General features: G+C 37.9%; 22 protein-coding genes and 2 tRNA genes. 11 read left to right on the forward strand and 13 right to left on the reverse strand.

All coding sequences use genetic code 11. The features are described 5' to 3' along the window. Positions 1-57: 57 nt before the first annotated feature. Positions 58-627, forward strand: a complete 570-nt coding sequence (locus ACUNWD_RS11290; RefSeq protein WP_445587913.1) for a DUF4256 domain-containing protein — start codon at positions 58-60, stop codon at positions 625-627. A gap of 23 nt (positions 628-650) precedes the next feature. On the opposite strand, the gene ACUNWD_RS11295 is transcribed toward ACUNWD_RS11290, so the two are convergent. The 7 genes from ACUNWD_RS11295 to ACUNWD_RS11325 all read right to left on the reverse strand — a co-directional run bounded on the left by ACUNWD_RS11295 (position 651) and on the right by ACUNWD_RS11325 (position 5,134). After that, positions 651-860 carry a PLD nuclease N-terminal domain-containing protein gene (locus ACUNWD_RS11295; protein WP_445587914.1) on the reverse strand — a complete coding sequence of 70 codons (210 nt, stop codon included), beginning with the start codon at positions 858-860 and terminating at the stop codon, positions 651-653. Between the two features lie 264 nt (positions 861-1,124). After that, complete coding sequence (locus tag ACUNWD_RS11300) at positions 1,125-1,961, reverse strand: metal ABC transporter permease (protein WP_445587915.1); 837 nt, start codon at positions 1,959-1,961, stop codon at positions 1,125-1,127. Beyond that, positions 1,945-2,706 (reverse strand): metal ABC transporter ATP-binding protein, encoded by a 762-nt coding sequence (locus ACUNWD_RS11305; protein ID WP_445587916.1) that lies wholly within the window; start codon positions 2,704-2,706, stop codon positions 1,945-1,947. Before ACUNWD_RS11305 ends, ACUNWD_RS11300 begins: the two co-directional genes overlap by 17 nt. Then, positions 2,703-3,563: a metal ABC transporter solute-binding protein, Zn/Mn family gene (locus ACUNWD_RS11310; protein ID WP_445587917.1), complete on the reverse strand. Its 861-nt coding sequence runs from the start codon at positions 3,561-3,563 to the stop codon at positions 2,703-2,705. The genes ACUNWD_RS11305 and ACUNWD_RS11310 overlap by 4 nt, the downstream gene beginning before the upstream one ends. 96 nt (positions 3,564-3,659) lie before the next feature. Further along, positions 3,660-4,394 (reverse strand): sulfite exporter TauE/SafE family protein, encoded by a 735-nt coding sequence (locus tag ACUNWD_RS11315; RefSeq protein ID WP_445587918.1) that lies wholly within the window; start codon positions 4,392-4,394, stop codon positions 3,660-3,662. Positions 4,395-4,480: 86 nt separating this feature from the next. After that, positions 4,481-4,744, reverse strand: a complete 264-nt coding sequence (gene yidD, locus ACUNWD_RS11320) for a membrane protein insertion efficiency factor YidD (RefSeq protein WP_445587953.1) — start codon at positions 4,742-4,744, stop codon at positions 4,481-4,483. Positions 4,745-4,846: 102 nt separating this feature from the next. Continuing rightward, on the reverse strand, positions 4,847-5,134 hold the full coding sequence (locus ACUNWD_RS11325) for a hypothetical protein (RefSeq protein WP_445587919.1): 288 nt from the start codon (positions 5,132-5,134) through the stop codon (positions 4,847-4,849). Between the two features lie 117 nt (positions 5,135-5,251). Between ACUNWD_RS11325 and ACUNWD_RS11330 the strand changes: the two genes are divergently transcribed. Next, a complete protein-coding gene (locus ACUNWD_RS11330) occupies positions 5,252-5,932 on the forward strand; it encodes a ferredoxin--NADP reductase (RefSeq protein ID WP_445587920.1) in 681 nt (226 codons plus the stop codon). Between the two features lie 23 nt (positions 5,933-5,955). Then, positions 5,956-6,981: a 23S rRNA (adenine(2503)-C(2))-methyltransferase RlmN gene (gene rlmN, locus ACUNWD_RS11335; protein ID WP_445587921.1), complete on the forward strand. Its 1,026-nt coding sequence runs from the start codon at positions 5,956-5,958 to the stop codon at positions 6,979-6,981. Between the two features lie 138 nt (positions 6,982-7,119). Here the strand turns inward: rlmN and ACUNWD_RS11340 are convergent. The 3 genes from ACUNWD_RS11340 to ACUNWD_RS11350 all read right to left on the reverse strand — a co-directional run bounded on the left by ACUNWD_RS11340 (position 7,120) and on the right by ACUNWD_RS11350 (position 7,542). Further along, positions 7,120-7,201, reverse strand: a tRNA-Ser gene (locus tag ACUNWD_RS11340). Then, entirely contained in the window at positions 7,200-7,475 is a 276-nt protein-coding gene (locus tag ACUNWD_RS11345; protein ID WP_445587922.1) for a GIY-YIG nuclease family protein, read from the reverse strand. Before ACUNWD_RS11345 ends, ACUNWD_RS11340 begins: the two co-directional genes overlap by 2 nt. Then, positions 7,468-7,542: transfer RNA gene (locus ACUNWD_RS11350), tRNA-Val, on the reverse strand. Before ACUNWD_RS11350 ends, ACUNWD_RS11345 begins: the two co-directional genes overlap by 8 nt. A gap of 289 nt (positions 7,543-7,831) precedes the next feature. Between ACUNWD_RS11350 and ACUNWD_RS11355 the strand changes: the two genes are divergently transcribed. The 6 genes from ACUNWD_RS11355 to ACUNWD_RS11380 all read left to right on the forward strand — a co-directional run bounded on the left by ACUNWD_RS11355 (position 7,832) and on the right by ACUNWD_RS11380 (position 16,870). Next, positions 7,832-10,396, forward strand: a complete 2,565-nt coding sequence (locus tag ACUNWD_RS11355; protein ID WP_445587923.1) for a LamG-like jellyroll fold domain-containing protein — start codon at positions 7,832-7,834, stop codon at positions 10,394-10,396. A 215-nt stretch (positions 10,397-10,611) separates the two neighbouring features. Then, the gene (locus tag ACUNWD_RS11360; RefSeq protein ID WP_445587924.1) at positions 10,612-12,138 is read left to right on the forward strand and encodes an SUMF1/EgtB/PvdO family nonheme iron enzyme; all 1,527 of its coding nucleotides are present in this window, start codon (positions 10,612-10,614) and stop codon (positions 12,136-12,138) included. Between the two features lie 15 nt (positions 12,139-12,153). Further along, a complete protein-coding gene (locus tag ACUNWD_RS11365; RefSeq protein WP_445587925.1) occupies positions 12,154-13,503 on the forward strand; it encodes a Gfo/Idh/MocA family protein in 1,350 nt (449 codons plus the stop codon). Between the two features lie 104 nt (positions 13,504-13,607). Continuing rightward, positions 13,608-14,528: a glycosyltransferase family 2 protein gene (locus tag ACUNWD_RS11370; RefSeq protein ID WP_445587926.1), complete on the forward strand. Its 921-nt coding sequence runs from the start codon at positions 13,608-13,610 to the stop codon at positions 14,526-14,528. Positions 14,529-14,533: 5 nt separating this feature from the next. Continuing rightward, on the forward strand, positions 14,534-16,606 hold the full coding sequence (locus ACUNWD_RS11375; RefSeq protein ID WP_445587927.1) for a hypothetical protein: 2,073 nt from the start codon (positions 14,534-14,536) through the stop codon (positions 16,604-16,606). A 15-nt stretch (positions 16,607-16,621) separates the two neighbouring features. After that, the gene (locus tag ACUNWD_RS11380) at positions 16,622-16,870 is read left to right on the forward strand and encodes an LPXTG cell wall anchor domain-containing protein (protein ID WP_445587928.1); all 249 of its coding nucleotides are present in this window, start codon (positions 16,622-16,624) and stop codon (positions 16,868-16,870) included. An 88-nt stretch (positions 16,871-16,958) separates the two neighbouring features. Here the strand turns inward: ACUNWD_RS11380 and porE are convergent, their stop codons facing one another. Both porE and ACUNWD_RS11390 read right to left on the reverse strand, forming a co-directional pair. Further along, the gene (gene porE / locus ACUNWD_RS11385) at positions 16,959-18,959 is read right to left on the reverse strand and encodes a PorE family type IX secretion system protein (protein WP_445587929.1); all 2,001 of its coding nucleotides are present in this window, start codon (positions 18,957-18,959) and stop codon (positions 16,959-16,961) included. Positions 18,960-19,132: 173 nt separating this feature from the next. Continuing rightward, entirely contained in the window at positions 19,133-19,840 is a 708-nt protein-coding gene (locus tag ACUNWD_RS11390) for a hypothetical protein (protein WP_445587930.1), read from the reverse strand. A gap of 46 nt (positions 19,841-19,886) precedes the next feature. Between ACUNWD_RS11390 and ACUNWD_RS11395 the strand changes: the two genes are divergently transcribed. Both ACUNWD_RS11395 and ACUNWD_RS11400 read left to right on the forward strand, forming a co-directional pair. Continuing rightward, positions 19,887-20,600: a M48 family metallopeptidase gene (locus ACUNWD_RS11395; RefSeq protein ID WP_445587931.1), complete on the forward strand. Its 714-nt coding sequence runs from the start codon at positions 19,887-19,889 to the stop codon at positions 20,598-20,600. A 41-nt stretch (positions 20,601-20,641) separates the two neighbouring features. Continuing rightward, a complete protein-coding gene (locus tag ACUNWD_RS11400; protein WP_445587932.1) occupies positions 20,642-21,976 on the forward strand; it encodes a deoxyguanosinetriphosphate triphosphohydrolase in 1,335 nt (444 codons plus the stop codon). Here ACUNWD_RS11400 and ACUNWD_RS11405 read toward each other — a convergent pair. After that, positions 21,973-22,572: a 3-keto-disaccharide hydrolase gene (locus ACUNWD_RS11405; RefSeq protein ID WP_445587933.1), complete on the reverse strand. Its 600-nt coding sequence runs from the start codon at positions 22,570-22,572 to the stop codon at positions 21,973-21,975. The two genes, ACUNWD_RS11400 and ACUNWD_RS11405, sit on opposite strands and share 4 nt — an antisense overlap. Between the last annotated feature and the right edge of the window lie 27 nt (positions 22,573-22,599).

A 22,599-nucleotide genomic window follows, 5' to 3' on the forward strand; every position in this document is an offset into this window, starting at 1 on the left:
AAAAACAAGTGGCCATTCAAAAACGTTGTATTCACATCCAAACAACAAATTTTGGCTATGGCAAAAAATAAAGAGTTAAACCCAGAACAGATTGAAGAGCTCATTAGGATATTAAAAAATCGTTTTGAGAAAAACATGAATCGTCATCAAAGCATTGAATGGTCTAGCATTCAAGAAAAACTGAATCCAGAATATGCAGCGAAAAAATTGTGGTCACTACTTGAAATGGAAAGAACCGGTGGTGAACCTGATGTTGTTGGTTATGACGAAAAAACAGGTGAATACATTTTCGTTGACTGTTCAGCCGAAAGTCCATTAGATCGCAGAAGTGTCTGTTACGATCGGGAAGCGCTGGAATCAAGAAAGAAATTTAAACCCGAAAACAACGCATTGGATATGGCTGCCGACATGGGCATTAAGATTTTATCGGAAGAACAATATCGGGCATTACAGCAAGTTGGAAACTTCGACACAAAAACATCGAGTTGGATAATCACTCCACCTGATATTAGAAATCTTGGCGGAGCACTCTTTTGTGATCGTCGATACAACACAGTCTTTGTTTATCACAACGGAGCAGATTCATATTATGCCGCAAGGGGATTCCGAGGGGTATTGAAAGTCTAAGTTTGCAAAGAATAAAAATCAGATTAACTCTTTAGTCTTCTCTTAGAACGTCCCATCAAGAAGTATAAAATTGATCCTAATAAGGGAAGGAAAAGAACAATCAAAACCCAAACGATTTTATCGTTCCCGTCAAAATCATTCCGAAGAATACTAATCAATGCAAAAACTGGTAATAAAAGTCCTAAAAGCAGAATAAAGATAAGTTCAAAAACACCAATAAAAGCAAGTATCATATCTGGTTGATTTAAAAGGTTAATTCAAAATATTATTGTTTCCAAACTTGATAATTTTTTGTCAATAATACAAATATGTTAGATCCATAATCAGGCTACTTCTTAATTTCCACCTTTTTAATTGGCTTCACAACAATCTCTTTTCTGCAATTTGGACAAATATAAATTTCACAACCAGTGCATGCAAAGCAATTTCCACAGTCCCGTTGCAATAAATCTTTTTCGTAGGACCCTCCACAATGTTTACAAACTAATATTTCATTTTCACCGTCCACCTTGTAAATTGAGTTTTGTTTTTACAAGTTTGAAAATCTTCATCAATCCAAATAAAGCCACCAGCGTAAAAATAATTGAAGCACCAGAAGGAATATCAATGTAAAACGAGAAAAGAAGGCCTGAAAAAGAACCCGCAAATGCGAAGGCCACAGACAGCAGCATCATCGTTTTAAAATCTTTAGTAAACAAGTTTGCTGTAGCCTGCGGTAAGGTTAGCAACGAAAGAATAAGAATTATTCCAACAACTCGAATATTCAAAACAATAGTGACTGCAATAAGGCTTATTAAGAGGTAATTTATGAGATTTACCGGCAGTCCGGTTGTTTTTGCAAACTCCTCATCAAAAGCAACATACAGTATCGTTCGGTAAAACAACAGGAATACAACCATTAAAATTACTGAGAGCAAGGTCATTAACCACAACTCAGTAATAGAAACAGTCAGTATACTTCCGAACAAGTAGCTCATTAAATTTGGAGCATAGCCTGGTGCCAGGTAAATAAAAATAATACCAATAGCCATTCCTAACGACCACCAGATGGCAATACTTGAATCTTCACGAACTTTGCCTTTTTGGGTGAAAAGCTGAATTCCCCATCCGGATAAAACTGCAAAAACAGCCGCTCCCAACAACGGATTCAAACCTAAGAAATAACCAATTCCAATTCCACCAAACGAAGCGTGAGTAATTCCACCACTCACGAAAACTATCCGGCGAGTTACCACATAGGTTCCAATAATTCCACAGCTAACAGCTGCAAAAAGTGACGCCCAAAGTGCGTGAACAAAAAAATCGTATGTAAATAATTCAATGATTGTGCCCATGATGATCGTGCGTACTTAAAACGGTATGAGGAATATCTCCGTGAGTTATTATTTGCAAAGGACAATTATAAGAAGCCAGTTGCTCGGTACTAATCACATTGCTGGGGTGATAATGCACTTGCTGATTGACACATGCTATCGTTTTCACATAATAGGAAATCGTTCCAACATCGTGCGAAACCAGTAAAATCGCCATTCGCTTATTTAGTTCTCTGAGTTTCTCATAAAGCTCGCTTTCAAACTGGTTATCTACAAAAGTATCCGGTTCATCTAAAACTAAAAGCTCTGGCTGATTCATCAAGGATCGACAAAGAAAAACCCGTTGCATCTGTCCACCAGATAATTCGCCAATCGCTTTATTCCTAATATGCAGGATTCCCATTTCTTCCAGTAACTGTTCTGCAAATTTACTATCTGCCTGATCCTTTTGAAACCACCATCCTTTTGAATTGTGTGATTTCCCCGAACGAACAACATCAATTACTTTAATAGGAAATCGTTTGTCTATTTGGTTGATTTGAGGCAGGTACCCTATCTTATTCGATGGGATGTGGAAAGTGATATCTCCCGATTCAGGTTCTACCAAACCAAGAAGTGCCTTTATAAGCGTTGTTTTTCCTCCTCCATTAGGGCCAATAATTCCCATAAAATCATGACGATTTATATCCAGATTGGCCTTATCAAGGACCAGTTCTTTGTCGAACCGGACAGTTAAGTTTTGTATTTCAACCAGTTTATCAATCATTTTGAAGCTTCCACAATTTTATCTGCGATCGTTAACAATTGCTCTTCCCATTCTTCATTTAAAGGATCTATTTGAACAACTTCCCCATCAATGTCTCTCGCTAATTGCATGGCATTTTCACGATCAAACTCCTTTTGTATAAAAACAACATGAATATTTTTTTCCCTCGATTGCTTAACCAATTCACTCAAATATCTTGGCGAAGGTTCCTTCCCCTGAATTTCCAAAGCCATCTGCTCCAATCCATAATCTCGTGCAAGATAAGTTAATGCAGGATGAAATGTAAGAAACGTTCGATTCTCCACTCCCGCAAACTTGCTTTTCAAATCAGCATCTAATTGCTCAATATCCTTTTTAAATTGAGTTAAATTTTGAAGAAATACATTTTTGTTTTCAGGTTGCAATTCGATCAACGCATCAGCGGTGTGTTCTGCAATTTTTTTAACCTCCGCCGGAGACATCCATAAATGCGGATCAATCCCACCTAAATGAACATGATCACCATGTTCCTCACGAAGGGCAGCAATCCAGTCCGCAGATTCAGATGTATTAAAAACCTTTAAGTTTGGATTCCCATCCTCAATTTTTTCATGCCAGGCTTCTTCAAATCCAATTCGCCCAATCCGAAGCCAGGCTTTAGCTTCAGCCAGCTGCTTCATTTGCGAAGGCAATAATGAATAGGTTGCAGGACTTGTTCCAGGGGGAATAATAACTTCGATATGGAAAGAATCACCAGCAATTTTTTCTACAAAGTGTTTTTGCGGACGAATACTCACCATCAGGATTGGCTTACTCCCATTTTTTTGAGATGTACAAGCCAAGGTGAAGATTAAAACAATAGCTAATAATTTTCTCATATACGATTCTGATACTTTTTTCAAAGATAGTTAAACTTCAATATAACCTCAGAAGTAACCATCAAAGCGACTTTTTGTTGAAATGCCAGTTATAAATCAATGACCAACGATCGTTCTTATGATGATAAATAACCCCAAACTCATATTTAAATATAGGATTACTTTTCGAAATAATAACTGATCAATCCTGGTGGCCATCACATTACCAATTTTCGAGCCAACTATAATTACAGGAAGTAATACAATGGCAAATTTCACAGAAAAGGCTACAAAAATTCCTTTAACCACATACAAAATTGAACTTATTGCAGCATTGATTACACTTATTAAAGCAAATATTTTACGAAATGATTCCTTGGAATAGCCTTTCCGGTTCATCGCCAAAGCTATTGGTGGTCCACCAATTGACATGCTGGAAGTCAACAATCCACTTAAAAATCCAGCGAAAACAATCGGTTTTTCTCTTCGTTTTTCTGGAGCTAAATGGTTTCCTCCCAACAAGAATACCATTGAAATAGAAAAAATGGAAATTCCGGCAGCCAGTTCCAGCATTTTTTCAGGAAAATATGTCAGTACATAAACACCAATAGGAATCCCAATTAAGCTTGCCAACAGCATTGGAAGAAAATATTTCGCTTTGATCTTCAATTTGATCTTGGTTAAAATGTAAACTGACGTTATAAGGTTAAAGATTGTCATTGCCGGAATTAGCGACTGTATCGGAAAAATTAGTGATAACAACGGAACAGCAAGTAACGCAAAACCAAAACCTGTCATTCCTTTTAATAAAGCCGCCATTAAAACGACCACTGCACTGATTATCCATTCCATATCAAAATTACTTTTGGGATTAATAAGTATAAATACTTATACAAATAACATTCCCAAAAAGATTTTCAAATGTTAACTTTTTAAGTTTATTTAAGTTTAAGCTTCTTAACCTTGATTTGATTTTTGGGTGGAACAGGATCATATCCGTGTGTTCCCCAGGGATGACATTTTGAAATTCGTTTGGTTGCCAGCCAAAACCCCTTAAAGGGACCATGGGTTTTTACAGCTTCAACTGCATATTGAGAACATGTTGGAACATGACGGCAAGAAGCAGGAGTGAGCGGAGAAATTGCATATTTATAGAAATACACCGGAAGAAGTAATATCCATCCTAAAACTTTCAATATCATTTTTGCCACAGACCGCATGATTATGCCTTTCAATTAATATCGTGAACAAAATTAACGAAAAGAATGCTTGGAATCTAATTTGTTAGAAATCAGAAATGCGCATTAATCCTGGCAAATCGGAACTGTTTGAATCACTTCGTGATTCTCAACAAAACTTTCCCATGTTTCCTGCTCCCAACTTATTTCGTTCCCTTCTTCGTCGTACACATGACAATAAATACAAGACCACAAGTCACAATATAAACTGTAATATTCTTCTCCTTCAAATTGTATGACTTCAACACGGCAAATATCACAGAAATCATCTCCCTGCTGTTTTAATTCTTTTATTTTCAATTCCAGTGAATCTGGAAATACAACTAATGTTTCATCTTTATCAATTACAGGCATTTAAAAGCAAACTCAATACGACTATTAGAAAAAGCAGTTGTTTCATGATTTTTCTTTTCCAGATGAAAACTAAATGTGATTGGTTGCGTTAATTGGGTGAACAAAAGAACAAAAAAGATGCCCAAGGCTGAAGAATATCAAAAGAAAGACATTCAACTTTACCAGCAAACAATTACTGATAATGAAGAAATTTCGCCGGGAGTTTTCATCATATCATTTAAGAGAAATTATGATTTTATCCCGGGACAAGTTGTGAAAATTGCTATTGATAATACTCAACCTCCACGTATTTATAGTATCTGTAGCGGAAATCATGAAGAAAACATTCGCATTCTGTTCAATATTAAGGAAGATGGTTATCTCACACCTCTGTTAGCTGCAATGATTCCAGGCGATGAAATCCTGGCTTCAAAACCTTATGGTGGTTTTATTGGAACTGATCAGCCAACATACTGGATTGCAACAGGCACTGGTATTGCTCCATTCTACAGTATGTTTCAATCCGGTCTATCCGAGAATAAAATTCTAATTCATGGAGCAAGACATCTCAATCAATTCTATTTTGAGGATGAGCTGGACTGGGCGATGGGTGAAAACTATGTACGATGTTGTTCTACAGAACAATCCTGTGATATATTCCCGGGACGGGTTACCGATTATCTAAAGTCAATTAGCGACCTTTCACAAAACCATCATTATTTTTTATGCGGAAAGGCACTAATGGTTGTTGAAGTCCGCGACTTGTTGATCGAAAAGGGAATTCCATACGAAAATATTATTGCCGAAATTTATTTCTAATTTTGCGGGAAAGAAACAAGGTCATGAAAGAAGCACTTTTTGGAAAAACTTTAAACGAATTGCAGGAGTTGGTTTTGGAGATGGGGTTACCAAAATTTACGGCCAAACAACTCACGGATTGGCTCTATAAAAAAGAAGTGTCTTCTATTGAAGAAATGACCAATCTCTCCAAGAAAGCCCGTGAACTCCTTTCTGAAAAGTTCAGCTTTGGATTAATAAATCATACCAATGTGCAGGAGAGTAAAGACGGGACAAAAAAATATTTATTCCCCACCACTGAAAATAAATTCATTGAAACAGCCATGATTCCGGACAAAGAACGCAAAACAGTTTGCGTTTCGTCACAGGTAGGATGTAAAATGGGTTGCCTTTTTTGCATGACTGGGAAACAAGGTTTTCAAGGCCAGCTAACTGCAGGTGAAATTGTTAACCAAATTCGCAACATTCCTGAATGGCAGGAAGTCAGCAACATTGTTTACATGGGAATGGGAGAACCCTTTGACAACCTGGATGAAGTGCTGAAAAGCACCGAAATTCTTACTTCAGAATGGGGATTTGCAATGAGTCCTCGCCGGATTACCGTTTCATCCATTGGAATTGTTCCCGGGCTGGTGCGCTTTTTAAATGAAAGCGAAGCTCACCTGGCAATTAGTCTCCACACTCCATTTCACGAAGAACGACAACAACTAATGCCTGTTGAAATTGCCTACCCGCTGGAAGAAGTATTGGAAGAGATTCGCAATTGGGATTTTGGTCGCCAACGAAGGGTTTCATTTGAATACATTGTATTTCATGGGCTGAACGACACTCCAGCGCATGTAAAAGAAATGGCTCGCCTACTCGATGGCATCAGATGCCGAATCAATCTGATCCGTTTTCATCCGATCCCTAACACACCACTCAAAGGTACTGATGAAGAAACCTTAGTGCAATTTAAAGAAGGATTAGAGAGAAAAGGAATCACCACCACCATTCGGGCTTCGCGCGGACAAGATATTTATGCTGCATGTGGTTTGCTTTCAACTAAGGCGTTGGTGAAAGAAAAGTAAACTGAATACCCTACAATTTTAAACACCTTATCGAATTTACATAGATTCTGAAACAAGTTCAGAATGACTTATATTTTAACAATTTGAATTTTGGATTTTAAACTTGCGGCTAGGAACTAAAAGCTTGAAGCTAAGAAGTGAGGCATACTGGATTCGAACCAGTGACTTCTACCCTGTCATCCGTCAGCTGACGGACTATACCAACTAGAAATAATGACTCATATTTTTAACAATTTCTCTTTTATGAAAGCTCTACCACGAGAACTTTTCAATTCTCTTTCTCGCTTAATTGCATCTCCTTTTGATTCAAAATTTTCTTGGTAAATCAACTCCCAAGGCTGATATCTCTTTGTCCAACCTGAATTTCGAGAATCATTATGAGAATTCAACCGATTTTCTACATCAGATGAAAACCCAACATATATCTTGTTGTGCTTTCTAGAATGTAAGACATAGGTTGTATACATGACAGGGGTTAAATGCTCGTGAGGCATACTGGATTCGAACCAGTGACTTCTACCCTGTCAAGGTAGCGCTCTAAACCAACTGAGCTAATGCCTCTCATTTTAATTCATTTCAAAAAACAACTAGATCCAAACTATCAATCAAGTGACTTCTACCCTGTCATCCGTCAGCTGACGGACTAAACCAACTGAGCTAATGCCTCATAAATTTGGGAAGGAATATTCCTGTGCCGCAAAAATACAAAAAATTGTTTCCGTCCAATACCCTTGGCGAATTTTAGTTCCTCCAACAGCTTTTTAAATTCTAACATTAATGTCAGGAGCCTTAATCCGTGCTTTTTTTATCTTTGTTGGAAGATTTTTGCAAAATTTCCGTTATACCTTATATGAAAATTCGGTTACACACATATATTATTCTGGGATTATGCTTTTTAATAAGCCTTTCATCATATGCTCAAACTGCAGAAAATGTGGTGTTAAAGCACTACGATGAAAGTATTTTTGTGATATCAAACTATTCAGGAACGGATGCTTCAACAAAAGAGAGACGCTCAGTTCAACAGCTTCTGGATTTAAACATTGGTGGTTTTCGTTTTTACCTGGAATGGGAAAAACAGCAGAACAAACTAATGTTGCGTAATGCTTATGGTGGATCAACCCCGTTTATTGATGAACTCAACAAAATCAAGCGTAATCTTGAAAATAAACCAGATAAAATTCTAACTCTCTTTCTTGATTTCAATGTTAATGTCAACGAATTGTGGCAACTTATTGATGAATCCGGAATTAGCCCATACCTATACGAACACAATCCGAAGGTGGGATGGCCAAGTTTAAAAGAAATGGTAGACACCGGCAAAAGGCTGGTTATATTTGGCATGCAGGAACATCGCAACACACCTGACTGGCTTCACTATATTTGGGATCATGCGGTGGAACCCTACTACTCCATCATGGAAGCCCCTGATTTTATTGGAGAATTCCTAAAGGGTGATCCAAAAAACAGTTTACTAATCTATAACGACTATAACTTTCCCCGCAAGCAAGATCGACCAGATCAAACGTTTTTTGACATCACCAGAAATCCTTACTTAATAGAGCATGTAAAAAATGTTTGGATGGAAACAGGCAAAACTCCCAATTTCATCATGCTTGACTCCTACCAAAACTGGATAATGAATGTTTTGTATACCCTTAGAAGTTTTATTACGATTAAAGGAACGGTGACATTCAATTCTCAAACCCTCAACTATGTAAGCTGGGAAGGAACAAATAGCTTAACCAGCGGAAAGTTTTGTTTTCCAGTTGGCCCAGGAGAAAGTATAACGCTTGCTCCTCAAAGTCCGGGATACCGATTTAAACCTGAGTCCGTTACATTTGAGGAACCAGAGCAAAATAAGTCACAGCATTTTATTGCTACTCCTTTTGAGATAACTGAAAATCTGGAAGCCTATTACAACTTCGAAAATGGTGCGAAAGACAACAGCATAAATAATTTCAATGGCAAAGAAGTTGGCATGCAATACCATACAGATCCGGAAAGAAACATGGTTGCTTCTTTTGATGGAAAAGGGTACATCATGCTTCCAAAAGCTGAAGATCTGAAAATTCGCGACCACGACTTTACCATCTCTGCTTGGGTTAAAATCGACAAGTACATTAAAGATAAAGCTGACTATTGTATTATTGGAACTTCTTCCAGTAGTTACCAACAAGGTATCCACCTGAACATACGGGATCAGAAACCCTACTTTGGATTCTTTGCAAACGATCTGCAAGGAAAAATAAAACTTGACGAAAATCGCTGGCACTACATTGTTTGGAGATATAATAAACTCAATGGAGAACAGGCCATTTTTGTGGATGGAAAACTGGATAGTCGTTCATTGGGACATCCAACTTACAAAGGAAGAGAGAATATTTTTATCGGGCTGGCCTACAATCCATCAACAGCAATGATTGGTTCGATTGATAATCTCACCATTTGGTCTCGCACACTAAGTGATGAAGAAATATGGAATCTTAGTCGTGATGTTATTGAGTTGATTCCACCTAAAAACATCTTTGTAAAGTATCCACTATTTAGTCGAATAGGAATCATTGCGCTATCCGTGGCTTTCCTGTTATTTCTTTATTGGAAACTGCCCCTCAATTTAGGAACCAAAAAGCGCATCATTTCTCAAGAAAAATTAAAGGAACTGGAAAATAGCGTTGCATCGGATTATCCTAACAAGAATTTTATCCAGTTGTTTGGCGATTTTAAGGCCGTTGATAAAAACGGTGAAGATATCACCAACCAATTCACCCCGAAACTGAAACAACTTTTTCTACTAATTCTGGTATATTCTCAAAGAAACAAAAAAGGTATTTCAACCAGGGAATTATCTGATATTCTGTGGCCGGACTTGTCATATCAAAATGCAAAAAACAGTCGTGGTGTAACCATTCGAAAACTGAGAATTATTTTGGAATCATTTGAAAACATTGAGATTATCTTCAATGTTGATTGCTGGACTATTCAATTCTCAAAAAATGTTTATTGCGACTATGTTGAGTGTTTAAAGTTACTGAATGAGAACAAAGACGCTCATCCGGATTTCTACCTTGACTTCTATAAAATAATCAGAGCTGGAGAGGTTTTTAAAGGAGAATCTCACGACTGGCTAGATGATTATAAAGGTTTTATTGGAAACAACATTGTGGACGTAATTATGAAGTTTATCAATAACCTTGATATCGAAGAAGACCACGAACTTATTTTAAAATTGTCCGATCGAATTTTGATTACTGATCCTGTCAATGATCAGGCAATATCTTACAAGATTAAAGTACTGATTTCGCAAAACAATATCAATACCGCAAAGTTTACTTATGAAAAATTTGCCACTTTATACGAAGAATTATACAATGAAAAGCTTGCATTAACCTTTGATGACTTAGTCAAGTCGTAAAAAAACTCCATTCTTTGAATTAATTATTTTTTAACCTTGCATATTGCTAAATATAAGCAATTTGCAAATATTTATTTTTCTTCAAATTCATCAAATTAACCCTCATATTAACCCTTCATTAACCTGCCCATAAGCGCCAATTAAAGCTTGGCTAACTGCCTTTACATACATTTGACGGAACTTAATTTGCCAATTAATATTTGTTGTAGGCGGAGATGAAACTTAAACTTAAAAATCCTTTTAAAGGGAAAAAAGCTTATTTGTGGCTTATCGGAGTCGGAGTCGTTGGGTGCTTTGTTTTTATCAATTTAAGCAATCATGCAATTGAATATACTTCCTCAAATGAATATTGCATGTCATGTCATATTCATCCACACGCAGAGCAAAGCTGGAAATTATCCACTCACTATAATAATAGCGCTGGGGTCATTGTAAACTGTGTTGAATGTCACCTGCCTCCAAAAGGCCATGGTCACATTGCTGCAAAAGCCAAACACGGCTTTAAAGACGTTTACGGAAAACTATTTAAAGACAGTGCTGATTTTAACTGGGAAGATAAAAGCAAACTTGAACAAGCAAAAGGTTTTGTATATAAAGAGTCCTGTTTAAAATGTCATCAAAACTTATTTCCCACAACCCTTTCAACCGAAGGAGACGACGCTCATTTATATTACCTAACCAGCAAACAAGATTTACGCTGTATCAACTGCCACTTGAATGTTGGCCATTATGATCCGGATGCGAAGCATGAACACAATATGAACTTTGGGAAATTGGCAGCTGCCAATGAGGAGATTTATGAAGCAGCCACCCCAGTTACTTCTTTTAATAATTTCACTGAGAAATTGCCAGGAACCAGCGTATCGTTTAAGATGGTTGCAATTCCTGGTGGTGAATTTGCAATGGGAAGTCCAAAGAACGAGCCACTTCGCGACAAAGATGAAGGACCAGTTCACCAGGTAAAAGTATCGGACTTCTGGATGGCAGAGGTTGAAGTTACCTGGGAAGCATACTTGGCATTCTTTAAAGCGACCTCTTCGCAAGGTAGAAAAGAAGCGACTGTAGACGATGAAGTTGATGGTATTTCCGGGCCAACCCCACCATGGGGAGCACCTGACCAGGGATGGGGAAAAGGAGAAAGGCCAGCCATTACCATGAGTTGGCATGCTGCAAATACATACTGCAGATGGCTTTCAAGCGTAACTGGCAAAAAATACCGTTTACCCACAGAAGCAGAATGGGAATATGCAGCTCGCGGAGGCACCAATACTCCATATCCTTTTGAAGGAAGTCCAAAAGATTACTCTTCCAGAGGATTTATGAATAAGATTTTTGGACCAGATACCATCAACATAAATTCATATGTGAATTATGAACTCAATAGTGATGGAAAAACAAAAGAGCCTATTGAAGTTAAGGCAAACCCATTTGGTTTAAAAAACATGCATGGAAATGTGGCAGAATTTTGTCTTGATTTCTATTCACCGAATGCATACCAGGAATACCAGGGGAAAGTTGCAGATAACCCCGGAGGTCCTGCAAAAGGTCGCGAGCATGTTGTGCGTGGCGGATCACTTAAAAGTGATGCAAAAGACGTACGAAGTGCCGCTCGCGATTATACAAAAAAGAAAGCTTGGTTAATGACTGACCCTCAAATGCCAAAATCAATCTGGTGGTATTCAGACGTGATAGAAATTGGATTTAGGGTTGTTTGTGAAACAGATGATTTAATAGCTCAATAATAGGAGAAGTTAAAAATGGCTAATAACGATAAAAATATCAACAGAAGAAGATTCCTTGAATCTACAGCATTGGCAGGTATAGGAGTTTTGGGAGCAGGAGCAGTTTTATCTTCATGTAAAAAGAAATTAGATAATTCAGCTTTAGGTTTACCTCCGGTATTAAATGCAGCACCTGCTGGTAAAAAGCTTCGTGCTGGTTTAGTCGGTGTTGGAAACAGAGGAACCGGTGCCGCTATCAATTTTATAAGTGCTGGCCCTGATCTTGAGATCGTAGCATTAGCTGACGTTTTCCAGGATAAAATTGATGCTTGTCGCAAACGTTTTGAAAGTTATAAAAGACCTATTCCAGAAGAAAACTGCTTTGTGGGTTTCGATGGCTATAAAAAACTAATGGCTCTTAAAGATGTTGATGTGGTTTTATTGGCAACACCTCCTCAATTCCGTCCGGAACACTTTAAAGAAGCCGTTAAACAACAAAAACATGTATTCCTTGAAAAACCAATGGCAGTTGACCCAGTTGGAATTCGGTCGGTCATTGCGACTGCAAAAAAAGCAGAAGCAATTGGTTTGAATGTAGTTACGGGCACTCAACGCCGTCACCAGGAAGATTACATTGAAACATATAAACAAGTAGCCAATGGAGCTATTGGTGAAATTGTTTCTGCAAAAGCGTTCTGGAATCAAAACCATGTTTGGTTTCGTACCCGTGAAGAAGGTTGGGATGATATGACCTACATGATTCGTAACTGGAATAACTTCAGCTGGCTTTGTGGCGACCATATTCTGGATACCCATGTTCACAACATCGATGTTGTCAACTGGTTTGTTGGCAAACACCCTGAAAGTGCAGTTGGTTATGGCGGTCGCCATCGAAGACTGACTGGTGACCAATACGACTTTTTCAGTATTGATTTTGACTTTGGCAATGGCTTGTGCTCACATAGTATGTGTCGCCAAATAGACAACTGTGCAAACGGTACTGGCGAATTAATTGTAGGAACCGAAGGTTACACGAACTGTCAAAATACAATTTTCAATCATGATGGCTCCATCAAATGGAAGTTTGAATATCCAAAAGATGAAAACGGCCAACCGATGAATAAGATAAAGATCCCGCCATATGTGCAAGAGCACATGCACCTTGTTCACGCAATTAGGACAGGTGGATATGTAAACCAAGCTGAGCAAACAGCTATTTCAACCCTTACTGCAATAATGGGAAGAACAGCTGCTTATACAGGTAAAAAAATTACCTGGGATGAAATTTTTAAATCAGACATGGACCTTGGACCAAAAGAAATCAAATTTGGACCAGTAGATATGGAATTCCCTGTTCCAATACCAGGAACAGCACATAAAGCATAACCTAAACCAACTAAGCCTTTTAATTACAAGTGATTAAGGAGTGGAGTCTAACCCTCCCTCCTTATCACTTTTAGAAGTGCTTCAATATGCTAAAATGAAATAAAATGGTGTCACTGGTAATTCCTATTTTCAATGAAGAACAGCTTCTAGATGAGCTGGTTCCTCGTGCAACTAAGGCTCTTGAAAAATTTGCCAGCAGTTTTGAAATTATTCTTGTTGATGATGGCAGCACAGATAAAAGTTTGCAAAAACTAATTAGCTATCAGGAAACGGATAATCGCATAAAAATATTGGCACTTTCAAAAAACTTTGGACACCAGGCTGCATTTACTGCCGGACTTGAATATGCAAAAGGAGATTATGTTGCCATGATGGATGGTGACCTACAAGATCCTCCTGAACTATTAGCATCCATGTACCAAAAGCTTACAGAGGAAGGTTACGATATTATCAGCGGTAAAAGAACAGCCAGAAAAGGAAATGCCACCCGCAATTTATACACCAACATTTTCCATGCTATTTTCAAAAAAATGGCAAATGTTAAAGATCTGGAAGATGCCGGAAATTTCTCAATGATGAATCGTGAAGCGGTGAATGCGCTGATTTCGTTAAAAGAACGAATACGATATTTGCCAGGCTTGCGAAGCTTTATAGGATTCAATCATGGATATGTTGAATATGTAAGAGAAGATCGTTTGCAGGGTGAGCCCAAAATGAGTTTTGGAAAACTTTTTATTTTGGCAACAGATGCCATCTTTTCCTTTTCAAAACTACCCATCCGAATTTGTATGACACTTGGACTAATAGGTACAATTGTATTTATGATCGCTGGGATCTATGTCTTAGTAGCAAAAGCATTCGGATTCGCCATTATTGGATGGTCATCTACCGTATTGAGCATTTACTTTCTGGGGTCAATCCAATTGATTTTCCTTGGAGTAGTTGGCGAATACGTTTATCGCATTTATAAAGAATCACAAAACAGACCACTTTATTTCATCAAAAAAATATACGAAAAAGAATAAACTGGATGAGTGATAAAAACCTGAAAATATTGTTTTACGGATTGGCAGTTGCCATGCTGATAGGCTTATTGTTTATCAGTCGTGATGCTGGTATTTCAGGTGATGAAGAAGTTCACTACATTCATTCTGAAAAAGTATTCGATTATTTTGCTACCCTCGGAAAAGATCAGGATGCACTCCACACGCCCAAAACACATTTACAGTATTATGGGCAGTCCCCTGATAACATCGCCACCATCCTTATACATTGGTTTGGCATTGAAGACATTTACGGTTTTCGTCATCTATTTAGCAGTTTCCTCGGCTGGCTTGCTATTTTTGTTACAGCCCTTTTTGCAAGCTGGCTAAAAGGATTTCGTGCAGGTATACTGGTCTTAGTTCTGTTTGCGATCTCCCCCCGATTCTTAGGACATTTGCAAAATAATTTAAAAGATATTCCTTTTGCCCTGGCTTACATTGCCGGAGTGTTTTATACACTTAAGCTAACCTATGCCAAGTTTAAGCCACAATCATCTCTTTCGATTTCAATTTTGATTGCGAGTATTGCCTTTTCTGTTAGTATCAGGGCAGGAGGAATCTTATTAGTGTTTTATCTCTTATTAGCCGGACTACTGTTCATGTTTTTCAATTACTACGAAAAACGAAATTTTGAATGGAGGTATGCACAAAAATTGCTGACCCGTCTTTTGGTCATCTCATTCATGGGTTATTTGTTAGGCCTTCTGTTGTGGCCTTATGCATTACAAAATCCCATCATTAATCCCTGGCGTTCGTACCAGGTAATGACCCATTTCCCAACAACCTTAAGACAAATTTTTGAAGGTGAATTTATTTGGTCAGATTTTCACCCTTGGCATTACTTACCAAAGTATATGCTAATCACCATCCCTCTTATCGTGTTTCTAGGTATTCTCTTTTTCATATTATTTATCAAAAAAATCGTTAAAAAAGAGCATCGGGTTACATATACTCTGTTGCTATTTTCCGTTCTATTTCCTCCAATATATGTAATAACTCTAAAGGCGAATCTGTATGGAGGATGGAGGCACCTTTTGTTTATTTACCCAGGAATAATTATTCTTTCAGCAATCGGATTAAATGAAGTTTTTAAACGAACAAAAAGGCGAACTTTAGGGATCGCCTTTTCGATTCTACTAGCCTTAATGATGATTAATCCAGTCAGCTTTATGGTAAAATCTCACCCTTATTATTACTTGTATTACAACCAACTGGTGGGTGGCTTAAAAGGTGCGTACACACACTATGAAACGGATTATTATTACCACACGATGAGAAGTGGAGCAGAATGGCTTGTTAATTATCTGGATGAAAATAAAATTCGCAAACCAATCAAGGTTGCCGGAAACTTTCCAGCATCAGCCTATTTTAAAAACAAACCCAATATTCAGTATAGCTATGTTCCCTATTTAACGCGTCAAGACAAAAATTGGGACTATGCCATATTTGCCAACAGCTATATCAATCCTCAACTTTTAAAAGATAAAACATTCCCTCCTGAGGGAACTATTCAGCAAATTGATGTAGATGGTGTGCCGGTTTGTGCTGTAGTTAAAAGAAAATCAAAAGAAGGATATCTTGGTTTTAGAGACTTCATCAACGAAGAATATCTTTCTGCCAGTGAGCATTATAAAGACGCTTTAACTTTTTACCACAACGATGGGCATTTGTATTATCGACTGGCAAAATGTTTATATTTGCAAAGAGAAAAAGAAGAGGCGCTTCGAGTTGTTGTGCAAGCGTTACAAGTAAATCCGACATATGAACCAGCCCTTAAATTAGCTGGAACAATTGAATTTGAGAATGGAAATGTTCAATTTGCCAAAGACTACTTTGAAAAGCTTATTGTAGTCAATAAAAAATACTTTAGCGCATATGTTGAGCTTGCAAAAATATATTTCCCGGAGAACCCGAATAAGGCCAGGGATTTGTTAAAATCAGCCTTAAAAATAAATCCGAGGTACAGACCAGCCATTGAAGCTTTGGCAGAGACGTACCAGGAAACGCACCCTGAAATTGTAGATAAATACAGGGAATATTTGAATACTATTAGATACTAATTAAAAATAAAGAAGATGAAAAAGTTATTGATGATTTTTGCTGTTCTTGGTTTTATTGCAATGGGAAGCATTTCTCCTGTTGCTGCCCAGGATGAAGATGTTTTAGCAATGGACGACACCCTGTCTATTGACGATATGGACCCGGTTTTTTACGAAGCTGAGCAAAGTGAAGGAAGTGGATCGACTACTACGATATTGGTTATTGCTGGTGTTGTTGTAGTTGCTGCTGGTGTTTATTTCTTTACTCGTAAAAAGAAGAATTAACATATTCTAAAACAAAATCCAGTCCTTATTTGCTAAGGGCCTTGAATAATATAATTGGCGTTAATCAACTTGTGAGATTAGCGCTTTTTTATTGTTCAGCTTCAGGTGCAAATGTTTCATGAAAATCAGTTGAAAGCACCCTGAATTCCGTTCGACGATTAATGGCCATTGCAGCTTCCTGTTGCTCTGGAGTTAGTCCGTTAATAAACTCTTCTGTTAGCTCGTCGTTACGATTTAGGAAATCGTAATTTTTAGCCATTGTTCTTGTTATTTTCTTCGGCCAGGTTTCTCCATAACCTTTCGCAACTAGTCGATCTGGATTAATTCCTTTTTCAATTAAATAGTCGACAACCGATTGAGCTCTCTTTTGGGATAGATCAAAATTAAACTGATCAGAACCAACGTGGTCGGTATGAGACATCAACTCGATTGTAATAGTCGGATTTAACTCCAAAATAGCCACTAAACTATCCAGCGCATTAACCGATTCCGGTAAAAGTTCCCAGCTTCCAAATTCGTAATTTATATTATCAACCCGGATCGGCGCATCCGTTGGAGTCAAAAATAAATCTACTCTAAAATCTTTACTATCCTCAAGTCCAATTGTTGTTTCCCGTTTCTTATCATTCAAAAATCCATCTTTGAAACCTGCAAAAATATACTCAGTTTCAGGATTTAGCTTCAATTGAAATTTTCCATCCTCCGCACGCATTTTCAAGTTAGTCCCATCCGTTCCAATAATTCGGATGCGTGCACCGTCCAATCGCTGATTCGTTTCTTTATTGTAAATCTCACCCGAAACACGATATACTTTTGGAGGCAAGTAAAAGGAGTAAATATCATCACTTCTGGAACCTTTCCTATTCGAGGAAAACATACCTCGCTCCTCTTCGCCCTCAATGAAAGTAATTGCAAAATCATCCCCGGATGAATTCATAGGAGCTTTCATGTTTTCTACCTTCCATTCGCCACTATCATCCTTAACCGCTTTAAAGATGTCCAAACCACCCATCCCCATATGATAATCTGACGAAAAGTAAAGCTCTCCATTGGAACGTATCGCTGGAAATACTTCGTTGCCAGGAGTGTTAATTTTATTACCCAGATTAACTGGATTAGAGAATGAACCACCATCTTTAGTTGCCATCCAAATATCCTTTCCGCCAAAGCCACCAGGACGATCCGAAACAAAATACAGCACATCGCCATTAGGAGATAGCGCCGGATGGGCAGCAATGAGGCTATCACCAACAATCTCAATTTTAATCGGCTCTGACCAATTTCCCCTGGACATTTTTGCGGAATAAAGTTCAGCGCCCAGATTATTAAATTTGTCGTATCTCGCCCGAGTAAAAATCATTTGATCTCCATTTCCCGACAAAGCCACGGCTCCATCTTCGTCCTCAGTATTAATCATCCCAGTCTCATCAATCAATTTGGGTTCTCCCCACTTTTGTCTTTGAACCTGAAATTCAGACCGAAATATATCCGCAGAAAATTCTCCGGTAATGGAACTTTCCCGATTCCCGGTAACCTCTTCTCTTGCAGAAGTCATTAGTATCTCATTATCTCTGCCACCCACAAAAACCGGGGCATAGTCACTATGTTTTGAATTTAGCTCACGAACGGTGTTTACAACATATCGGGTTGGATTTTCTTCCCAATCCTGAATATAAAGACAGGCATCCCTCCCATTGATTGCCCGAACATCATCAGGAACTGAATCTAAATAGAGTTGATAAGATTCAACCGCTTCCTCAAATTTTTTGGTTGCACGAAGGCAATCAGCATAATACAACAAAGCTTCCCGATTTGGATAGCCCCGACGAATTGCATTTTTATACCATATTGCAGCCTTTGCGTATTCGCCAATTTTATAATATGCATCACCAAGTTGGTAAGCCATCTGCATCTTTCGGTTTAAATCTTTGTCTTTTCGGTAGGCTTTCCTGAATTTCTCAGTAGCACGATAGTACTCGCCAATTTCGTAAGACACAGTTCCTAAACGATAATGCTTTTGCGCAGAACAACCCGCCAATAGGATGATGATAAATGAAATGCCAACAACAGCTAAAAAGGTACGCTTCATGGATAATTGCTGATTAAAGCAGTAAAAGTAACCAAATTTGTTCGTTATGGAAAAACGCAAAAATAACAGATAAAGTATGGTGATTAGATATTTTTTAGATGATTCAGATATAAAAATGCCTGATCAGCAAAAATACTAACCAAGCACACCAGTTAAAGTTATATTTTAAAACCCTATTTCATCTTTTCAAAATACAGTTTCCGTAATCCTTTCAGGTAATCTAAATCAATCTTGTTTGAATATATCCGGACAACTTCATGCATTTTACCCTTATGAAAAAAGGACCCTTCCGCTGCATCAAAACTACTACCATCCCAGTTATATTTCACCCGGTTTGAAAGCTCATTAAAATCTCCCCACTCATGGTATTTAGGAATCTCTATATATGCATGGAATTCTTCTTTCCCATCAATATAAATTCCTTCAGCTATTGGACGCATATTGAAAAATTTAACCACTTTAATCTGCGCCTCATCTTCATAGCTCTTTTTCTGTTTGCTAATAAACTTCAAACCGTGTTTCTCATACACTTCTTGCAATCTACCGACCTGATCGTAATTATTTAGGTGCCGAACTCTAAGTACATTAAATGTTTGACTGGTTATATTCAGAAACCCTTTACCTGCATCAAATTTTTCATCAAATACTCCCTCAACTTTTTCAGTAGCACGTATAATTTCTTCCAAAGGATAGTGCTCCTGTAAAGCAAGATACATGTATAATGGTTTTGTGTTATTAAAAGGAGTCTCATGGTAATACCCTGGGAATGGTTTGATTGCCTCAAAAACCAACGATCCTGGCTTCACTTTATCGTCAATAGAAAAAACCATTTCTTTTTTGGTGATTGTTCCAAATACTTCAATGTCGCTTTTTGGTTCCATAGTTTTATTTTTGTGGTTTGTTTATCTTCGTCGACAACTTACATCTATGAGTGCCGAAAAAACTATTTTTATTGAGCCCGTCGGACCGGTTTTATTAAAAAAAAGCAACCGTTCCCGTCATTTGCGCCTCCGTGTAAATTCCGGAGGACAAGCTCAGGTATCCATGCCTGCAGTCATTCCTGAAAGTAAAGTTATTCACTTTGTGAAATCAAAAACGGAATGGATACAACAACAACAACAAAAGATATTAGCAGGTTTAACAGTGTATACAACCGATACTGCTTTTCAAACAAAATTTCACAAACTCAAGATAGTAATTACCAATCAAAAAAGAATAACAAATCATGTTGGAAATGGTATTCTTCAAATTAACATTCCTGAAAGATACGACATTCAACAACCGGAAATTCAACAATTTATAAGACAAACATTAAATAATTTGATGCGCAATGAGGCAAAATTTTATTTACCAGAAAGGATTGCACAACTTGCTGGCAAATATGGTTTTTCCTATGAAAAAGTATTTGTAAAACATGTAAAAAGCAGATGGGGAAGTTGCTCTTCAGTGAATAATATCAACTTGAATATCCATTTGATGAGGCTTCCTGATCATCTAATTGACTATGTACTTTTACACGAATTGGCACACACAATAGAAAAAAATCACAGTAAGCGCTTTTGGGATCTTTTGGAGAAAGTTTGTCCTGGAACAAAAACCTTTAATAAAGAATTGAAAAAATATCAGGTAGATATTTTTTGAACCGAAGCACGTATTATTACTTTGTATTAATAAAAGACTTTATGAACTGGAATTCATTAATATCGACCAAACGATTAGGATCAGGTCCTGCAGTAAAAGAATCTGACTTGTACAATCGCACGCAGTTTCAGCGCGACTACGACCGAATTATCTTTTCATCTCCCTTTCGTCGAATGCAAAACAAAACGCAAGTATTCCCTTTACCCGGAAGCATATTTGTGCATAACCGTTTAACGCATAGCCTGGAAGTAGCCAGTGTTGGCCGTTCGCTGGGAAATATCTTTGCCGAGAAATTAATCGCTTCTGGGGAGAAAAATCCTTTAATTCCAGAATTAGGAGCTGTTGTTTCGGCTGCTTGTTTGGCACACGATATGGGAAATCCACCGTTTGGACATGCCGGTGAAGAAGCCATTTCCAATTACTTTAAAAAAGGGAAAGGTCAGAATCTTAGATTAGTATTAAAACCTGAAGAATGGAGCGATTTTGAATTCTTTGATGGTAATGCGAATGCTTTTCGCTTGCTGAGCCATCAATTTCACGGAAGAAGAGAAGGTGGTTTCGCCCTTACTTACACAACTTTAGCCTCCATTGTGAAATACCCATACGAGTCTGTTGGGATCAAAAAATCAAAGTTTGGCTTCTTTCAATCGGAAAAAGAAACCTATTCGGACATCGCACATGAACTAGGTATAATACAGTTAAGTGACAATCCTAAAAAATTCATTCGACACCCGCTTGTTTTTCTGGTAGAAGCAGCCGATGATATATGCTATCAAATCATGGATTTGGAAGATGCACACAAGCTGCGAATTTTAGATTATGAAAAGACGCGTGAACTATATTTGAATTTTTATGATCCGGTTACAGATCAGGCAATCCTTCAAAAGATTGATAAAACGCTCAAGTTGGTTACCGATCCGAATGAGCGGATTGCATATCTAAGAGCCGGAGTTATTAATAAGTTGGTTCACGAATGTGTTCATATATTTGACAGTAAGCAAACTGATATTTTGAGAGGTGATTTTCAAAAATCATTAATCAACCAGCTTACCGGAACATCGCAGGAAGCCATGCAGGTAATTAAGGATTTTTCACTGGAAAAGATATATAGGGATCGCTCCGTAATTGAAATTGAGATGTCAGGTTACCAAATTATAGACACCTTGCTGGAACAATTCACGGAAGCTGTCCTTTCCCCAGATGAAGGATTATCGAGAAGGCTGCTTTCCATGATGCCTATGCAATTCAGGGGTGACCATGATACGACTTACGAAAAGATACAATCCGTAATTGATTTTGTTTCGGGAATGACCGATTTGTATGCCTTGGATCTTTTCCGAAAAATTAAAGGGATTAATTTGCCTTCGCTGGGCTAGAGTTCACGAACAATAATATTTCTCCATCTAACTTTTATGCCTCCGCCATCATGAATTTGAAGAGCGATGCTTCCTTTGCCTTCGGCTATTTTATCATCATTCAAATCACACATTTGATGACCATTCAGCCAGGTTGTAGCATGCCCTCCTTCAACACGAATCTTCATTTTGTTCCACTCCCCCATCTTCAAGTAGCCTTCCTGATCATCAGGGATCTGGTATAACCAGCCTCTTCCATATGATTCATAAATACCCCCGGTATCATGGTTTGGTGGTGCAACTTCTACCTGCCAACCAGAAACTTTGGTTCCCTCAAATGTTGATCGAAAAAATACACCGGAGTTACCATCAGCTTCCTGAAGGAATTCCAACTCGAGTTCAAAATCGTCGTACCAATCATTCGTGGAAAGATATCCGTAAGCTTTATCCGGTCCACTCTCACAAACCAGATTACTATCTTCAACATACCACTTTTCGGTTCCGTGAATTTCCCAACCATCCAGATCTTTTCCATTGAAGAGTGATTTTTTCTGCGCATGAGCGGTTGTCAAACCCAATGCAAAAAGCAAAACAAAAAGGTAAGATACTTTCTTCATAATTGTTGGTTTTCAAGTTAGATTTAT

The sequence above is a fragment of the Sunxiuqinia sp. A32 genome (genome assembly GCF_052690465.1).

Excerpts from the sequence above, each read along its gene's own strand:
- ACUNWD_RS11380 (WP_445587928.1), top strand. The coding sequence starts at position 16,622 with ATGAAAAAGTTATTGATGATTTTTGCTGTTCTTGGTTTTATTGCAATG.
- ACUNWD_RS11370 (WP_445587926.1), top strand. The coding sequence starts at position 13,608 with ATGGTGTCACTGGTAATTCCTATTTTCAATGAAGAACAGCTTCTAGAT.
- ACUNWD_RS11345 (WP_445587922.1), bottom strand. The coding sequence starts at position 7,475 with ATGCCTCACGAGCATTTAACCCCTGTCATGTATACAACCTATGTCTTA.
- ACUNWD_RS11375 (WP_445587927.1), top strand. The coding sequence starts at position 14,534 with ATGAGTGATAAAAACCTGAAAATATTGTTTTACGGATTGGCAGTTGCC.
- yidD (WP_445587953.1), bottom strand. The coding sequence starts at position 4,744 with ATGATATTGAAAGTTTTAGGATGGATATTACTTCTTCCGGTGTATTTC.
- ACUNWD_RS11360 (WP_445587924.1), top strand. The coding sequence starts at position 10,612 with ATGAAACTTAAACTTAAAAATCCTTTTAAAGGGAAAAAAGCTTATTTG.
- ACUNWD_RS11295 (WP_445587914.1), bottom strand. The coding sequence starts at position 860 with ATGATACTTGCTTTTATTGGTGTTTTTGAACTTATCTTTATTCTGCTT.
- rlmN (WP_445587921.1), top strand. The coding sequence starts at position 5,956 with ATGAAAGAAGCACTTTTTGGAAAAACTTTAAACGAATTGCAGGAGTTG.
- ACUNWD_RS11305 (WP_445587916.1), bottom strand. The coding sequence starts at position 2,706 with ATGATTGATAAACTGGTTGAAATACAAAACTTAACTGTCCGGTTCGAC.
- ACUNWD_RS11310 (WP_445587917.1), bottom strand. The coding sequence starts at position 3,563 with ATGAGAAAATTATTAGCTATTGTTTTAATCTTCACCTTGGCTTGTACA.
- ACUNWD_RS11315 (WP_445587918.1), bottom strand. The coding sequence starts at position 4,394 with ATGGAATGGATAATCAGTGCAGTGGTCGTTTTAATGGCGGCTTTATTA.
- porE (WP_445587929.1), bottom strand. The coding sequence starts at position 18,959 with ATGAAGCGTACCTTTTTAGCTGTTGTTGGCATTTCATTTATCATCATC.
- ACUNWD_RS11330 (WP_445587920.1), top strand. The coding sequence starts at position 5,252 with ATGCCCAAGGCTGAAGAATATCAAAAGAAAGACATTCAACTTTACCAG.
- ACUNWD_RS11390 (WP_445587930.1), bottom strand. The coding sequence starts at position 19,840 with ATGGAACCAAAAAGCGACATTGAAGTATTTGGAACAATCACCAAAAAA.
- ACUNWD_RS11365 (WP_445587925.1), top strand. The coding sequence starts at position 12,154 with ATGGCTAATAACGATAAAAATATCAACAGAAGAAGATTCCTTGAATCT.
- ACUNWD_RS11300 (WP_445587915.1), bottom strand. The coding sequence starts at position 1,961 with ATGGGCACAATCATTGAATTATTTACATACGATTTTTTTGTTCACGCA.
- ACUNWD_RS11325 (WP_445587919.1), bottom strand. The coding sequence starts at position 5,134 with ATGCCTGTAATTGATAAAGATGAAACATTAGTTGTATTTCCAGATTCA.
- ACUNWD_RS11290 (WP_445587913.1), top strand. The coding sequence starts at position 58 with ATGGCAAAAAATAAAGAGTTAAACCCAGAACAGATTGAAGAGCTCATT.
- ACUNWD_RS11400 (WP_445587932.1), top strand. The coding sequence starts at position 20,642 with ATGAACTGGAATTCATTAATATCGACCAAACGATTAGGATCAGGTCCT.
- ACUNWD_RS11395 (WP_445587931.1), top strand. The coding sequence starts at position 19,887 with ATGAGTGCCGAAAAAACTATTTTTATTGAGCCCGTCGGACCGGTTTTA.
- ACUNWD_RS11355 (WP_445587923.1), top strand. The coding sequence starts at position 7,832 with ATGAAAATTCGGTTACACACATATATTATTCTGGGATTATGCTTTTTA.
- ACUNWD_RS11405 (WP_445587933.1), bottom strand. The coding sequence starts at position 22,572 with ATGAAGAAAGTATCTTACCTTTTTGTTTTGCTTTTTGCATTGGGTTTG.